At 55.5% G+C, this 15444-nt stretch carries 12 protein-coding genes; 5 read left to right on the forward strand and 7 right to left on the reverse strand.

The window, feature by feature from the left end:
• Positions 1-532 precede the first annotated feature (532 nt).
• Entirely contained in the window at positions 533-1453 is a 921-nt protein-coding gene (locus IV433_RS17405; protein WP_152327030.1) for a L,D-transpeptidase family protein, read from the reverse strand.
• 265 nt (positions 1454-1718) lie between these two features.
• Positions 1719-3272, reverse strand: coding sequence for a DHA2 family efflux MFS transporter permease subunit (locus IV433_RS17410; protein ID WP_195815207.1), 1554 nt, complete (start codon positions 3270-3272; stop codon positions 1719-1721).
• Positions 3273-3353: 81 nt separating this feature from the next.
• On the opposite strand from IV433_RS17410, the gene IV433_RS17415 reads away from it, so the two are divergent.
• Together IV433_RS17415 and IV433_RS17420 are read left to right on the forward strand one after the other, a co-directional pair.
• A complete protein-coding gene (locus IV433_RS17415) occupies positions 3354-4478 on the forward strand; it encodes an HlyD family secretion protein (RefSeq protein WP_195815208.1) in 1125 nt (374 codons plus the stop codon).
• A gap of 38 nt (positions 4479-4516) precedes the next feature.
• On the forward strand, positions 4517-5122 hold the full coding sequence (locus IV433_RS17420) for a TetR/AcrR family transcriptional regulator (RefSeq protein ID WP_195815209.1): 606 nt from the start codon (positions 4517-4519) through the stop codon (positions 5120-5122).
• 88 nt (positions 5123-5210) lie between these two features.
• On the opposite strand, the gene IV433_RS17425 is transcribed toward IV433_RS17420, so the two are convergent.
• Positions 5211-7328 carry a TonB-dependent siderophore receptor gene (locus IV433_RS17425; RefSeq protein ID WP_195815210.1) on the reverse strand — a complete coding sequence of 706 codons (2118 nt, stop codon included), beginning with the start codon at positions 7326-7328 and terminating at the stop codon, positions 5211-5213.
• A 405-nt stretch (positions 7329-7733) separates the two neighbouring features.
• Here IV433_RS17425 and IV433_RS17430 point away from each other — a divergent pair, with 405 nt between their 5' ends.
• Positions 7734-8417 (forward strand): O-methyltransferase, encoded by a 684-nt coding sequence (locus IV433_RS17430; protein ID WP_195815211.1) that lies wholly within the window; start codon positions 7734-7736, stop codon positions 8415-8417.
• Between the two features lie 11 nt (positions 8418-8428).
• Here IV433_RS17430 and IV433_RS17435 read toward each other — a convergent pair whose 3' ends face one another.
• The 3 genes from IV433_RS17435 to IV433_RS17445 form a co-directional block, all read right to left on the reverse strand.
• Positions 8429-10390: a glycoside hydrolase family 3 protein gene (locus tag IV433_RS17435; protein ID WP_195815212.1), complete on the reverse strand. Its 1962-nt coding sequence runs from the start codon at positions 10388-10390 to the stop codon at positions 8429-8431.
• A 133-nt stretch (positions 10391-10523) separates the two neighbouring features.
• A complete protein-coding gene (locus IV433_RS17440; protein WP_370530269.1) occupies positions 10524-11042 on the reverse strand; it encodes a chromate transporter in 519 nt (172 codons plus the stop codon).
• Positions 11042-11626, reverse strand: coding sequence for a chromate transporter (locus tag IV433_RS17445; protein WP_195815357.1), 585 nt, complete (start codon positions 11624-11626; stop codon positions 11042-11044). Before IV433_RS17445 ends, IV433_RS17440 begins: the two co-directional genes overlap by 1 nt.
• A gap of 123 nt (positions 11627-11749) precedes the next feature.
• Here IV433_RS17445 and IV433_RS17450 point away from each other — a divergent pair, with 123 nt between their 5' ends.
• On the forward strand, positions 11750-12667 hold the full coding sequence (locus IV433_RS17450) for a LysR family transcriptional regulator (protein WP_195815358.1): 918 nt from the start codon (positions 11750-11752) through the stop codon (positions 12665-12667).
• Here IV433_RS17450 and IV433_RS17455 read toward each other — a convergent pair.
• A complete protein-coding gene (locus IV433_RS17455) occupies positions 12664-13017 on the reverse strand; it encodes an ArsR/SmtB family transcription factor (RefSeq protein WP_152327037.1) in 354 nt (117 codons plus the stop codon). The two genes, IV433_RS17450 and IV433_RS17455, sit on opposite strands and share 4 nt — an antisense overlap.
• Before the next feature lie 261 nt (positions 13018-13278).
• On the opposite strand from IV433_RS17455, the gene fusA reads away from it, so the two are divergent.
• Positions 13279-15384 (forward strand): elongation factor G, encoded by a 2106-nt coding sequence (gene fusA / locus IV433_RS17460; protein WP_195815213.1) that lies wholly within the window; start codon positions 13279-13281, stop codon positions 15382-15384.
• The last annotated feature ends 60 nt before the right edge of the window (positions 15385-15444 follow it).

Consider the following 15444-nt stretch of genomic DNA (forward strand, 5'->3'; position numbering starts at 1 on the left):
CGCCTATTCGCCTTGTATATACAGAGTCAGAGCTCTTGGTAACCGTCCAATTTCAATGCTGGCGTGAAAGGTGAAACAGAGGGCTTTTACTTAGGTCCAGGATTTTCTCATGAGGCTCGAATCCGGCTCACTCTGTTTCATGTAATGGTAGCTAACCACTACGAAAAACAAGATACAAGGCTCGAAGACCGAAATGAAGGCACCGCGAAGCGGCAAGTTTTCGCGGCAATAGCTGTCGCACCTGAAACATAGCCAGCGAGCGGAGCGCGTGTTGAGAAAAAGCGTGGGAGATCAAAGAGGGAGGCGCTTTCCTCCCTCTTTGTCGGTTTCGGCGTCAGCCGCTGAGCGATCACTGCTACTAAAAAACCGAAATATTCTCGGTCTTTCGACATCGCCTCACTGCAAGTGAAAACCCCAAATTTTCCCCCTCAAGCCCATAACCGCAGGTCTTAGGACTGCAAGTCCTAAAAAAATCCCAAAAAAAAAGCCCCGAAACAGTTTCGGGGCTTTCTAAATCAGCAACCAATTAATGTTAGTTGATTTGCACCGGCATACCTGCACGCATCTCGATTGCGCGCTGAACCACAGTCTGGTTAACAGACGGAGACGATGCAACGGTGTTTGCGCTGCCAGTCAGTGTGATCGGAATCGGCTGCTGGGAATCAAACTCTTCCTGGTTGGAAGACAGCGGGTTGTGGATCTCAATATAACGTTTGCCGTCCGGCTCAACGGTGGCTTTCACCGGCTCGTTGATGAACTGAACGCGGGTGTCTTGCGGCACATTGTCGTACAGCCATTTGATGTCCGCGTCACGCAGACGCACACAACCGTGACTTACACGCAGGCCGATACCGAAGTTGGCATTGGTACCATGAACCGCATACAGACGGCCAACGTACAGCGCGTACAGACCCATCGGGTTGTCCGGGCCAGCAGGGAAGACGGCTGGCAGGAATTCACCGCGAGCGGCATATTCCTGATGCATTTTTGCAGTCGGGGTCCAGGTCGGGCCCGCTTTTTTACGCTGAACAGTCGTCACCCAGTTCATCGGGGTGTCTTTGCCCAGTTCGCCGATACCGATTGGCAGAACGACAACGGTATTGGTGCCTTTCGGATAGTAATACAGACGCATTTCGGCACTGTTGATGACGATGCCTTCGTGTGGCGTTTCCGGCAGGATCAGTTGCTGAGGGATAGTCAGCACGGTGCCCGGCGTAGGCAGGAACGGGTCAACGCCAGGGTTGGCTTCAAGCATGTTGCTCAAACCCATCTGGTATTGCGCTGCAAAATGTTCCAGCGGCAGGCTGCTGCCCTGCGGAACGGTTACCGTAATGTTTTCACCGACCAGACGACCATTGTTCGCCGGAAGAGGATAGACCACAGCAAAAGACGCCTGGCTATATGCAGCAACTGCCAAAACCAGGGTAAGGATTGCGCGAATGCTCATTTTCATATTTTCGTTGGTCGTTAATGCCACACTGGCAGTTGTTGTCAGGATGTTGATTTCCCCCCGATGCGGAAGTTTTCGCCCGGAGGAATAGTGTACTTGCACATAGCTCTTGAAAGGGACTCAGTAACTGTAACGAATCGCATTTCAGGGCCGCCAATTATAAGGATTTATTTCAAACAGGCCAAAGCTTTCTCACCCTGTTCGAAAAGTTCCCTTCCGCAAACGCATTTTATGAGTGCAACTGCACAATTCCTTCACATTTCCACCTTCATTTACGGCAAAACGGCACCATGATCAGCGCGGCAATGAACATCCACGCCATGACCTGGAAGATATCGTTGAAAGCCAGCGTCAGGGACTGCGCCGCCACTTTTGCGCCGAACAAACCTTTGGCCATCAGCAGCGCGTGTGCGGTATCCGGCGTCAGGTGGCCGATTTTTTGCGCCAGTGATCCAATCACGTCCTGTGCGTGGTCGCCGTATTGCCCCAGACTTTCACCGAAACGCGCCGCGTGAACGCGCGTCCAGTCCTGCAACCAGGTATTCACCGTCGCAATACCGACAGCGCCGCCCAGATTTCTCATCAGGTTAAACAGGCCTGACGCATAGCGCAGTTCCGGCCCCTGAAAGGCGGTCAGCGCCATATTCACGCTCGGCACGATGCATAACATAATGAATAACCCGCGCACTACCTGCGGCCAGAAAAACTGTTCCGCGCCCCAGTAAGGCGTGACGGCGGTCGTCAGCCATAAGCTCAGCGCGAAACCGGATAATCCCACGGTGATTAATATCCGGCGATCCACACGATTGATCAGGCGCGCAGCGATAATCGTGCTGAAAAACTGCCCGACACCGACGACAAAGACCGTTGTGCCAATCTCCAGACTGTTGAAATCACGGATACGGCCGAGGAAAACCGGCGTCAGGTAGGTCGAGGCGTACAAACCAAAACCGACGACCAGATTGAATAAACAGGCAAAAGTAAAGGTCGGATCGCGAAAGGGCGTCAGGCGCACAATCGGGTTTTTGGAATAGAAGGAACGCTCGAGAAACAGAACAAAGGCCACCAGCGAAAACCAGGCGGAAATCTGGATCTGCGGATCGCTGAACCAGTTTTTACGCGGGCCTTCTTCGAGCACGTATTCCAGGCAGCCGAGTGCCACGGCCATCGAAAACAGATGCACCCAGTCGATACGTTTAAGCATGGAAAAATCCGCTTTATCAACGTGGATGAACATTACCGCGCCGGTCGCCACCAGCACGCCGGGTAATATGTTGATGAAGAAGATCCAGCGCCAGTCGAGAACCTGCGTCACCACGCCGCCCACGGTTGGCCCAAGCGTCGGTGCCAGTACGCTGACCATCCCGAGGATCGCCGGAATAATCGCCTGCTGTTTGCCCTGAAACATGGCGAAGCCGGTCGCGAAAACCGTCGGCACCATCGCGCCGCCGGTAAAGCCCTGTAGCGCGCGGAAGAAGATCATCGACTCAATATTCCACGACAACCCGCAGCCGATGCTGCTGAGCGTAAACAGAGCGGCGGACGCGCTGAACAGCCAGCGTGTCGAAAGCGCCTGCGCCAGAAATGCCGAGAACGGGATCATCACCAGCTCGGCGATCAGGTAGGAGGTTTGCACCCAGCTGATTTCGTCGGGCCCGGCGGAAAGCCCGGCCTGAACATCATTGAGCGAGGCGGCAACGATCTGGATGTCGATCAGCGCCAGAAACATGCCGAACGCCATTATGCTGAAAATCAGAAACTTGCGTGATGTCGGGTAATCCGCTGGCGAGATCGCGGCGGGGTGATTCAGGGTGGCTGACATTTTTGTGAGATCCCGGAACTTGTTTATATGATGATCATCATATTAATATGATTACCATCATGCAATCAGGTGCGAAAAAAAATGAGCGAAGCTACAGTGGATGACGGGGTTGTGGCCCCGCAGTCAATAGTGAATAAGCGATCAAAACGGATCTGGGTGGTCAGTGCGGTTGCGCTGGCTGTGGCGCTAGGCGGGGCGGCCTGGTTGCTGGCGGCGCCTTCATCAGAGTCCACCGATGATGCGTATCTGACGGCCGACGCGACCACCGTTGCGCCAAAAGTGAAAGGCTTTGTGTCGCAGGTGCTGGTGCGGCACAACCAGCAGGTTCATGCGGGCGATAAGCTTGTGCTTATCGACAGCGAAGAATTTACGGCGCGATTAGCCGCCGCGCGGGGCGATCTGGATGATGCCCGTGCGCAGGTCGCGCAGCAGCAGGCGGCGTTGCTCAGCCAGCAGGCGCAGGAACAACTGGCGCTGACGCAAATCGATGCGGCGCGAACCGCCATCCGATCCTCGAAAGCCGAACAACAACACGCCGAGGCCGAGCAGCAACGCTATCAGTCGCTGGCGGTCAGCGGCGCGACGTCCCGTAATGATGCGGACCGCTATAGAACCGTGGCGGTGACGGCGGAACAGACCTCGGCACATGCGGCTGCCATGCTGAATGTCGCACAAAATCAGGCGGCGGTGACGCACGCGCAGCGGGCTGAAATTGAAGCGGCGCTGGCACTGGCGAATGCGGCAGTGGTAAAAGCGCAGGCGGCAGAAGATCTGGCGCAGCAGGATCTCAACCACACGACAATTTTTGCGGCGGTGGATGGCGTGGTCGGAAACCGTCAGGTGCAGGTCGGCGATTACGTGACGCCCGGACAGCGGCTGATGGCGCTGGTCCCCGATGAAGGGATTTACGTCACCGCCAATTTTAAAGAGACACAGACCGGCAGAATGCAGCCCGGCCAGAAAGCCGATGTGCAGGTGGATGCGCTGCCCGGCGTGACGTTCAGCGGGGAAGTGGACAGCCTCGCGCCCGGTTCCGGCTCAACGTTTGCGCTGCTGCCGTTTGAGCCCGGCACCGGCAATTTCACCAAAATTGTCCAGCGCGTGCCGGTGCGTATTCGTCTGGATCCCGGTCAGCCGGAAGCCAGCGCGCTGAGGCCGGGGTTATCTGTTGATGCGCGCGTTTCGTTAACAGAACCGGTCAGGTAAACTGAGGCGGCAATTTATTCGATTATCAGGGTCTTACTATGCGCTACGAAAGTGAACATAAGCCTAAAATCCGCGAGCGGATTGTGAAGGAAGCGGCAAAAGCCATCCGCGCCAAAGGGCCGTTGCAGGTCAGCGTGGCGGGCGTGATGAGCAAAGCCGGGCTGACGCATGGCGGATTTTATGCGCACTTTGCCTCGAAAGACGCCCTGATCGAAGCCGCCATTCAGCAGATGTTTAATCAGGTGATGCAGCGCTGGGACAAAGATAATCAGGGGCTGAGTGCGCCGCAGCAACTGGCCGGATACATCGATTTTTATCTGTCGCCGTGGCATCGCGATAACCGTTCGCAGGGTTGTCCGGTGTCGGCGCTGGCTTCTGAAGCACCGCGCATGACCGCGCCTTGTCAGGCTGAATTTGCGCGCGGGATTGAAAGAATTCGCGGCATGATTATCCGCCAGCTCAATGAAATGGGTGTGGAAGATCCGCAGGCGACAGCGGTGTCAGTCAGTTCGGAGCTGATGGGCAGTTTATCGCTGGCGCGATGCGAACCCGACCGGCAGGCCTCGGATGCTTTGCTGCACAGTGCAAAGGAAAATCTCAAAGCACGGCTGCATTTACCTGTGCAGAACATACCGGCGCAATAGAAAAGAAAAAGCCCTGAAAATTCAGGGCTTTTTTATCACGGAAATTTGAGGGGACGTGTGAAGGTTTTCCCTTTTCCGCCGTCAGCTATCAGAAATCATAACCGACAGTGGCGACCACGGTACGTTCCTGACCCCAGTAGCAATAGCTGGTGCCGTAACAGGCCGCGACGTATTTTTTGTCGAACAGGTTGTTGGCGTTCAGCTGCACATACGCGCCTTTCAGCTGCGGATTGAACTGCACCAGATTCATACGCAGTGACGCATCAACCAGCGTTGCGGATGGCATGTGACGGGTGTTTTCGTTATCTGCCCACTGTGTGCCGATGTAACGAACGCCAGCGCCCAGATCCACGCCGATTGGCGTGTTGTACTGACCCCAGATGGAGGCCATCTGTTTTGGCGTCACGTACGGCGTGTTGCCGTTGTTCTGCGCCGCGTCGCGGATACGCACTTTATTGTAGGTATAACCCGCCATCACGTTGAAACGCTCGGTGACCTGTTTCTTGGCTTCCAGTTCCAGACCCTGTGAACGGATTTTACCCGCCGGCTCGTAGTAGCTGCCCACAACCACGCGGTTACCCACGTCTTTTTGCGTCAGGTCATACAGCGCCGCGGTGTACATATCGGACGTACCAACCGGCTGGTATTTGATCCCCGCTTCGTATTGCTCACTCTGCATCGGTTTCAGCAGCGTGCCATCTGCGCCCGGCAGGGCAGACGGTGTCATTGCCTGGCTGTAGCTGACGTACGGAGAAATCCCGCTGTCGAATGCATAAAGCAGGGAAGCGCGGCTGCTGAAGTGTTCGTCTTTACGTTCGCTGTTGGAGGTTTGCGCGTAAATACTTTCGTAGCTGCGGCTCGAAGTTTTCAGGGTGTCGTAACGGCCGGATAAAGTCAGGAACCACTTGTTCCAGCTCATTTCGTCCTGCAGATAAGTGCCCATCTGCTCGTAACGGTTTTTGCCGCGCGAATGGCTGTAGTAATCCAGCGCATCGCCACCCACACCGGTGTACGGGTTAAGCGTCTCAGCCGTTGCGCCGTCAGATTTCACGTCGTTGATGAAGTGAGAATAGTCAAAGCCCAGCACCACTTTGTGCGCGACTTCGCCGGTGGCGAAATCAGCTTCCAGCTGGTTATCGATAGCAAACGTGTCGAGGGACGATTTCTCACCGGAATAGTAACGGTTCATCAGCGTGCGATCCGCGTTCCAGCCTGCCTGATACACCTGATCCAGTTCGGTATTGGAATGGGTGTAGTTGGTGTTCTGGCGGAATGACCAGACATCGTTAAACGTGTGCTGGAATTCGTAGCTGTAAATTTGTTCCCAGCGTTTGAACTGGTTGCGCGTGCTTTCGCCGTCAAAGAAACCACGGCTCAGTTTCTGACCGTACAGGCTGCCGTCGGCCGGAACTGCGGCGTGATAACCCCCGGACGGATCTTTTTGCAGATACGCGCGCAGCAACAGGGAGGTGTTTTCATCCGGCGTCCACAGAAGTTGCGGGGAGATCGCATAACGTTCTTCGCGCTGATGATCGTACTGCGTGTCGCTGCTGCGGGTCATACCGGTCAGACGGAATGCCAGCGTATCGCTGAGCGCATTGGTGTAATCGAATGCGCCGCCTTTGGTGTTTTGCGTCCCGCCGGAAAGCTGGAAGTGACCTTCTTCAGCAAATTGCGGACGTTTGGTGGATTCCACCACGACGCCACCGGGAATGCTCTGGCCGTAAAGCGCAGAAGACGGGCCTTTGACCACATCAATACGCTCAAGGAACCACGGATCAACCTGAATGGAGTTGTAAGTTGCGCCGTCGCTCAGAATACGCAGGCCATCAAGGAATGTGTTGTTGACGTCACCGCCGTGGAAACCGCGCAGGGAGATGGTGTCATAACGCGTTGCGCCACCGGCAAAGTTGGTGAAAACGCCCGGCGTATAGTTCAGTGCCGCGTTGACGGTCGTGGCGTTCTGGTCAGTCATTTGCTGACGCGTGACCACAGAAACCGCCTGACCGGTGGTGATTAACGGCTGATCCGTTTTGGTCGCGCTTTTACTGGTTTTCGCACTGTAACCCTGCGTCGGAGCATCTGCGGTATCAGCAGGCGCGGCTTTGACAACGACGGTATCTTCGGCTGCAAGAGAAGCTGCCGGAACGGACAGCGCCATAGCGCACAGAAGCACCGAGCGTTTGAGGGGGAAAGCCAACAACATATTCATAGTCCCTATAAATAACCCGATAAATAATCGAGTAATTAATTGATGCGAGTGTATTGATGCGTGTGTATAGACCCAAAAGCCAACAACGTTCCGTACTAAAGCGCCTGTACAGAAAATGACAGGGATTAACAGAAACGAGACGAATGTTAAACTTAATGATAATTGTTATCATTATTATTTTACAAATTCAAGTGAACTTTCTGCAAAAAGTGTGAAGTGGCGACATTTTATCCGCATGAAATGAATGGGTTTTTTGATTATTTAACGGGCAGATGGACGGTTTTTCAATCGTAGGGGAGCAGCGATAAACCCTAAAAAGGTGAAATAAAATCAGGCAAAACGGGTGGAAATGATTAGTTTTAAAGGGACGTCATAAAACACTTTTAAACAGGAGGCCGCATGAGTCAGGTAAGCCCTGAGAAGTACGCTGAAAAATGGACTGAGGTGGATCACTATCTGGTCCACCATCTGGTAGAAAGCGATCCGGTGTTAAAACAGGTGCTGGAAAACAATCACCAGGCCGGATTACCGGCGCATGACGTTGCGCCCAATCAGGGGAAATTGCTGGCGATGTTTGTGCAGATGACCGGCGCGCAGAAAGTCCTGGAAATCGGGACGCTCGGCGCGTACAGCACAATCTGGATGGCGCGGGCTCTTCCTGCATCGGGCAGCGTCATAACGCTCGAAGCGGATCCGCATCACGCCCGGGTGGCACAGACCAATATCGAACTGGCGGGTTTGCAGGATAAAATTACGCTGCATACCGGCGCGGCGTCCGACACGTTGCCGTCTCTGGTCGCGCATGCGCCGTTTGATTTGATTTTTATTGATGCAGATAAACCCAATAATCCGCTGTATCTGGAATGGGCGCTGAAGTTGTCAAAACCGGGGACATTAATTATCGGGGATAATGTTGTGCGTGATGGCGAAGTTGCCGATCCGCACAGCGACGACGCCCGGGTTCAGGGCGTGCGTCGCTTTATTGAGATGATCGAAAAAGAACCGCGCCTGTCGGCAACGGCATTACAAACCGTCGGCAGCAAAGGTTGGGACGGTTTTGTGCTGGCGCGCGTTACCGGCTGATTCCTGACAGTTTACCGCGCCAGCCCGAAGCCAATCTCAAATAACGGTGATTCGCTGTCATGCGGCATATCCGACTTCTGTTGCAAAACGGCTTCCATGGAAGAAGGCAGTTCGAAAGGCAGTTTTCCGGTATAGGCTTCCGTTCCGGTGAGGCGGGTAAACAGCACGGTATCACTGACGCCAAAATTGCCGATAACCGCTTTGGCTTTATCGACGACGTTGGTGAGAATCGCCGGGCGATCCAGATAAACCGTCACGATGGTCGGGACGGATTTGCTGGCTTTCACGATGGCCTGATAACCGGCGTTGTCTTCAGTGAACGCCAGCGAACCTTCATGATGGCGTTTGCCGAAGAACCACTGCTTATGCGGCTGTTCATACGGCGCTTGTGCGCGGATCAGCGCCACATCAGCTTTTTCCGGGGAATCCACGACGGTGAAACCCGCTGCCTGCGCGGCTTTCGGTTCGATGCCGTGCAGCCAGATTTTTTTGCCTTTTTTCAGCGGCAAAATCTCATCTTTGTTTTGCAGCAGAACCAGCGAATGGCCCTGCGCCGCATTCGCTTCTTTCTGCCAGCTCTCGCGGCCCACGGTTTGCACCGCTTTCTGGGGGTCCACATACGGATTTTCAAACAGGCCGGTCTGGAATTTCTGTACCAGAATGCGGGTCACGGATTCGTCCAGACGTTGCTCTGTCAGCTGTTTCTCATTAACTGCGTTCACCAGCAGTTGCGAATCGGTCACGCCACCGAACTGATCGACACCGGCTTTCACCGCTTTGACGAAACGCTCCTGCGGCGTCAGGTTTTCCACGCCCCACGACATGCCGCCCGGCACCGGTTCTTTTCCTTCCGGCGCGCCGTTCAGGCATTCATCGCTGCAATCATTGGTGATCAGCCAGTCGCTGAGGATCACCCCTTTAAAACCGTACTGCCCGCGTAAAATATCGTTCAGCAACTGATGGCTGAACCCGGCACCGACCTGTTCCAGCGGTTTGCCTTCGAACATGGCATTTTTCAGGATGGAATAGGTGGGCATGACGCTGGCGACGTTGGCTTCAAACGCGCCGGTAAACGGGTAGATATGTTCTTTCAGATTGTTACCGGGGAAGATGGCGTTCTTGCCATAAACGTTGTGGCTGTCGTAGCCGTTTTCCGCCGCGCCGTAGCCGACCCAGTGTTTTACCACCGAAATGACGCTGCCGCTGTTCAGCCCGTCGGCCCCGTTTTGCATGCCTTCGATGTAACCGCGCACCATGTTATGTACGCGCGCCGGATCTTCGCCAAAAGTTCCGCTGATGCGCGCCCAGCGGGGTTCGGTTGCCAGATCGGCCTGCGGCGAAAGTGCTTCGCGAATACCGACCGCCAGGTATTCCTGACGCACAATATCGGCGTAACGGCGGGTGACTTTTTCATTTCCAACGGCCGCCAGCCCGAGCGTTTCCGGCCATTGGGTGAATTTGCCGGATGAGGTGCTTGCGCCAATCAGATATTCAAAGGAATTACGCGGATCGCTGCTGATGGTCACCGGGATCCCCAGCCGCGTCCCTTCGGCAATCTGCTGAAGCTTGTTGTTTTCTTCGGCCATAATGGCCGGATCTTCCGCCGAAAGACGGGTAATGAGGCTGTTGACTTTGGCACCGGCGATCATCTTTTTCGCGGCGTCCGTATCGTAGTGCGTTCCGGCTCCAATCGGGCTGTTGGCCGTTGGCGCCGAGCCGTGCATCATCACGCCCGCTTTTTCTTCCAGCGTCATACGTTTGATCAGATCCGCCGCACGCGCTTCAGGCGTCAGCCGCCAGTCTTCGTAAGGTTCCAGCATGCCCGAATGATTGAGATCTTTGAATTTCAGGCCGTCAACGGTCAGTAACGGGGCCTCACGCTGGCTGAGTTCGGGCTGAGTGTCACTGGCGAAAACGGGCGGAGCGGAAAGCAGCAGGGCAGAAACAGCAAGGCTCAGAGGTTTGATCTTCATTATCATCCTTAATGATTGATATATATAGATACTCAATCCTCAATCAATAACCTATTTGCGGGCTGGATATTGCGATCGGGTTCGCAAATAAAAATCCTCGGGGATCAGGGGGCATTGCGCCCCGTAAAATAATTCAGCCCAGCGCCATCCCTAATACCGCGCCTACCGCCAGCACCCATAACGGATGGATGCGTTTGTTCAGGGCCATCAGCGTACACAGCGCGATCACACCGGCGAGGGGTAATGTGGTAGCGGAGGCTTTGGCGATTAACAATCCGCTGGAAACCACCAGCCCGACGGTGACCGGCACCAGGCCGCGCTGGATCACCTGCCGCCACGGTTTATCTTTGTAACGCTTCCAGCCGCCCATGACGACAATTGTCACAATGGAAGACGGGCCGAATTTTGCCAGCGAAGACACCAGCAGCCCGGACCACCCGGCGACCTGCCAGCCAATGAGCGGCACGATCATCATATTCGGGCCCGGCGCGGCCTGCGCCAGGGCAAACAGGGCGCTGAACTCCTGCGCGCTCATCCAGTGATGGATATCCACCACCGCGCGCTGCATCTCGGGGAGAATGGTATTTCCGCCGCCAAATGCCAGCAGGGAAAGTTCGGTAAACAACAGGGCGAGTGAGAGTAAAACGGCCATCAGTTTTTACTCCGTGCGCAGATAAAAATGCTGACCGGTGCCAGAACCAGCATGACCGGCAGCATCGGGATACGGAACGCGGCGATGGCGATCACGCCCGCAGCGACCAGCGCCAGTTGCAGCCATTTTCCCCACAGCGGCGCGAGCATTTTGAGGCCTGTCGATAACAGCAATCCCGCCGCCGCCGCGGCCATACCGGCGAACAGATGTTCTACCAGCGGTTCATTCTGATAACGCGCATACACCAGACCCAGCAGCACGACGCAAATCGTCGGCGCGAGGATCAGCCCGAGAATGGCGGAAAGCGCACCGCGCAGCCCGCGAAATTCCATCCCTAATGCGACTGATAAATTGATGATATTGCCGCCGGGCAAAAACTGGCACAGCCCGAGCAGTTCGGTGAACTGTGCAGCGGTCAGCCAGCGGCGTTTATCTACCAGCATGTGCCGCGCCATGGGCAGCACACCGCCAAAGCCCGTCAGACCTAAAATGAAAAAGCCCATGAAAAGTTGTCCGCAATCGGGTGCGGGCGCAGTCTGGTCTTCGGTACTGAGCATGATTTTTTCCTGCGTGTAATCGGCCATCTCGACACTCTCCCTCAAATGTAATTCAAAGCCGCCAGAGGCGTAAATTTCGTTACGGATCATGCGCGCTGTCGTGACATGATGTCTAATGCCTTTAATAACGAGGAAAGATACCCTGTGAGTATGGCAATGATTGAACTGAAACGGCTTAACGCCTTTGTCACCGTGGTGGAAGCCGGCAGTATTACCCGCGCTGCCGAGTTGTTGTTTATTCAGCAACCGCCGCTGACGCGCCTGTTGCAGGGGCTGGAGCAGGATTTCGGCGTGCCTTTATTGCAGCGTTTGCCGCGCGGGGTGATTCCGACCGAAGCCGGTGAAGTGTTGTTGCAGGAAGCGCGCGCGGTGCTGGCGCGGGCGGAGCAGCTGAATGCGGCGATGCGTCGCGCGGCACAGGGCGAACAGGGGCGCATCCGGATTGGGTTCACCAGCTCGGCGGCGCTGCATACGTTTGTGCCCGCGCTGTTGCGCCGGTATCGCGAGATTTATCCGTCTGTCAGCACGCAGCTTGAGGAAAGTGGCAGCGGCGAGTTGCTGGAAGCCGTGGTCGCCGGGCAACTTGACGTGGCGTTTGTGCGCATGCCGGTCAAAGACATGCCGGAACTGGAGATGGAAAAGGTGCTGGAAGAGCCGATGTGGGTCGCCGTTCCCGCCGGACACCGGCTGGCGGCGCGGGTTTCCGGTCAGCCGCTGAAACTCGAAGAACTGAGCAACGAACCCTTTGTGCTTTACCGACGTCGCGCCGGGCAGGGGTTGTACGATGCGATACTCGCGGCGTATGTCCGCGCCGGATTCAGCCCGCATATTGTGCAGGAAGCGCCACGGCTGACGTCGTGCCTGAGTCTGGTCGGCGCGGGGCTGGGGATTTCGATTGTTCCGGCGTCCATGACGCGGCTCGGCGGCGACGGCGTGGTGTTTTTGCCGCTGGATGCCAGCACGCGGCTCAGCGCGCCGTTATATCTCGCGCGGCGGGAAGACAGCCATGCATCGTCTATAATAAGTACGTTTTGTCAGTTGGTCAGAAAGCAGCTGGCCGGAGATTAAAGGTGTTGCTCGGAGATGTGTTTTTGCGTGGATTCGACGGTAATGCCGTCGGATTCGATGGCGCTGAGCAGACAATCGAGCAGACCGGGGAAGCGGGCGTCCAGATCCTCACGGCGCAGGGAAAGTAAGTTAGCGCGTCCGTCCGGGCGCTGCCAGATCACGCCGCTGTCACGCAGCACGCGCCAGTGGTGAGTCAGCGTCGATTTCGATAATCCCTGCAACAGGGTGCCGCACGGGTGTTCGCCGCCTTTCGCTAAGGTGCGGATCACCGCCAGGCGTAGCGGATTTCCCAGCGCAGTCAGCACATTTTCGAGACGAATCTGCTCGCGTTCAGGGTGGTTGGCTATCATCGGATCATCCTCAGTTTTAAATCTGGAGCGGGGCTTACTAACGGCCGCGCAATATAACTTATCCGTCTGCGGCTGTACAACGCGACGGCCTCTGACCGATTTCATCAATAGAATAAAATTATTGTACGACTATACACGTACAATTGTAGTATACTCTCCGCATTAAGAATTTTAGTAGTCACTTTATTTCTTAACTCAACTTTGTGACGGGATGTGAAATCACTCTCCGCCAACTTAGCCATCAACCAGTAAGGACGTTATATGGCTCGCAAAACGCCAATCGAGCGCTACCGCAATATCGGTATCTCAGCACACATCGACGCAGGTAAAACCACCACCACCGAGCGTATTCTTTTCTATACCGGCATGAACCATAAGCTGGGAGAAGTGCATGACGGCGGTGCGACCACAGACTGGATGGCTCAGGAACAGGAACGCGGCATTACCATTACGTCCGCTGCGGTGACCTGTTTCTGGCGCGGGATGGATCACTCGTTTGATGAGCATCGCATTAATATTATCGACACCCCGGGGCACGTGGATTTCACCATTGAAGTGGAACGTTCCATGCGTGTGCTCGACGGTGCGGTAATGGTGTACGACGCCGTGGGCGGCGTGCAGCCACAGTCTGAAACCGTCTGGCGTCAGGCAAATAAATACAAAGTGCCGCGTCTGGCCTTCGTTAACAAAATGGACCGTCAGGGTGCAGACTTCTTCCGCGTTCGCCAGATGATGGTTGACCGCCTGAAGGCCAATCCGGTGCCGATTGTGATTCCGATTGGCAGTGAAGAACATTTCACCGGCGTGGTCGATCTGCGCAAAATGCGTGCCATTCTGTGGGATGACGAGACGCAGGGTATGACGTTTACCTACGAACCGATCCCGGCTGATTTACAGAAGCTTGCGGAAGAATGGCGCGAAAAAATGGTCTCAGCGGCGGCGGAAGCCAACAATGAGCTGATGGATAAATATCTCGAAGAAGGCACGCTGACCGAGGATGAAATTACTCAGGGTCTGCGTCTGCGCACCATCGCCGGTGAAATCCAGCCGATGCTGTGTGGCAGTGCGTTCAAGAATAAAGGTGTTCAGCGCATGCTCGACGCCGTGGTCGAACTGATGCCGTCGCCGCTGGATATTCCGCCGGTTGCCGGTACGGACGAAGACGGCAACGAAGTGTTCCGTCATTCCGACGATAGCGAGAAGTTCTCGGCGCTGGCGTTCAAACTGATGACTGACCCGTATGTCGGCCAGCTGACGTTTGTCCGCGTTTATTCCGGCGTGCTGAAAAAAGGCGACAGCGTCTACAACCCGGTGCGCGGCAAGAAAGAACGCATCGGGCGTATCGTGCAGATGCATGCCAACGACCGCATCGAGATAGATGAAATCCGCGCCGGTGATATCGCGGCCTGTGTCGGCCTGAAAGATGTCACTACCGGTGAAACGCTGTGTGACCCGAGCGACATTATTACGCTGGTGCGCATGGAGTTCCCGGATCCGGTGATTTCGCAGGCGATTGAACCGAAGACCAAGGCCGACCAGGAAAAAATGGGGATCGCACTGTCGCGGCTGGCGTCGGAAGACCCGTCGTTCCGCATCCGCACTGACGAGGAATCCGGCCAGACGATTATTTCCGGGATGGGCGAGTTGCATCTGGAAATCATCGTTGACCGTATGAAACGTGAGTTCGGCGTGGAAGCTAACATCGGTAAACCGCAGGTTACGTACCGCGAAACCGTGCGCAAAATCGTTCAGGATGTCGAAGGGAAATTTGTGCGACAGTCCGGTGGTAAAGGCCAGTACGGCCACGTTGTCTTCACGCTCGAACCGCTGCCAGCGGGCACCGGCTTTGAGTTTGTCGATGCGACCAAAGGCGGCGTCGTGCCGCGCGACTACATTCCGGCGGTCGAAAAAGGGGTTACGGAAGCGCTGAACAACGGCATTCTGGCCGGTTATCCGGTGGTGGATGTGAAAGTCACGCTGACGTTCGGTTCCTATCACGAGGTCGACTCCTCGGAAATGGCGTTCAAAATGGCGGCCATCTTTGGTTTCAAAGAAGCAGCCAAACGCGCGGACCCGGTGATCCTCGAACCGATGATGAAAGTGGAAGTGGAAACCCCGGAAGAGTACGCCGGTGGCGTGATGGGCGATTTATCTTCCCGTCGCGGTACGGTTCAGGGCATGGAAGAGATTGCGGGCGGCGGCGGTAAAATCATTAAAGCCGAAGTGCCGTTATCTGAGATGTTCGGCTACTCCACCGTTTTGCGGTCGATGTCGCAAGGTCGTGCAACCTACAGCATGGAGTTTAATCACTATGCCGAGGCACCGCGCAATGTTGCAGAAAACATCATTGCATCGCGTGGTAAATAACTGAAACGGGCGTACTCTCCGCTCAAGACAAAACGGTCCGCAAGGGCCGTTTTTTTTTGG

The organism is Rahnella laticis, assembly GCF_015644585.1.
Classification (GTDB): domain Bacteria; phylum Pseudomonadota; class Gammaproteobacteria; order Enterobacterales; family Enterobacteriaceae; genus Rahnella; species Rahnella laticis.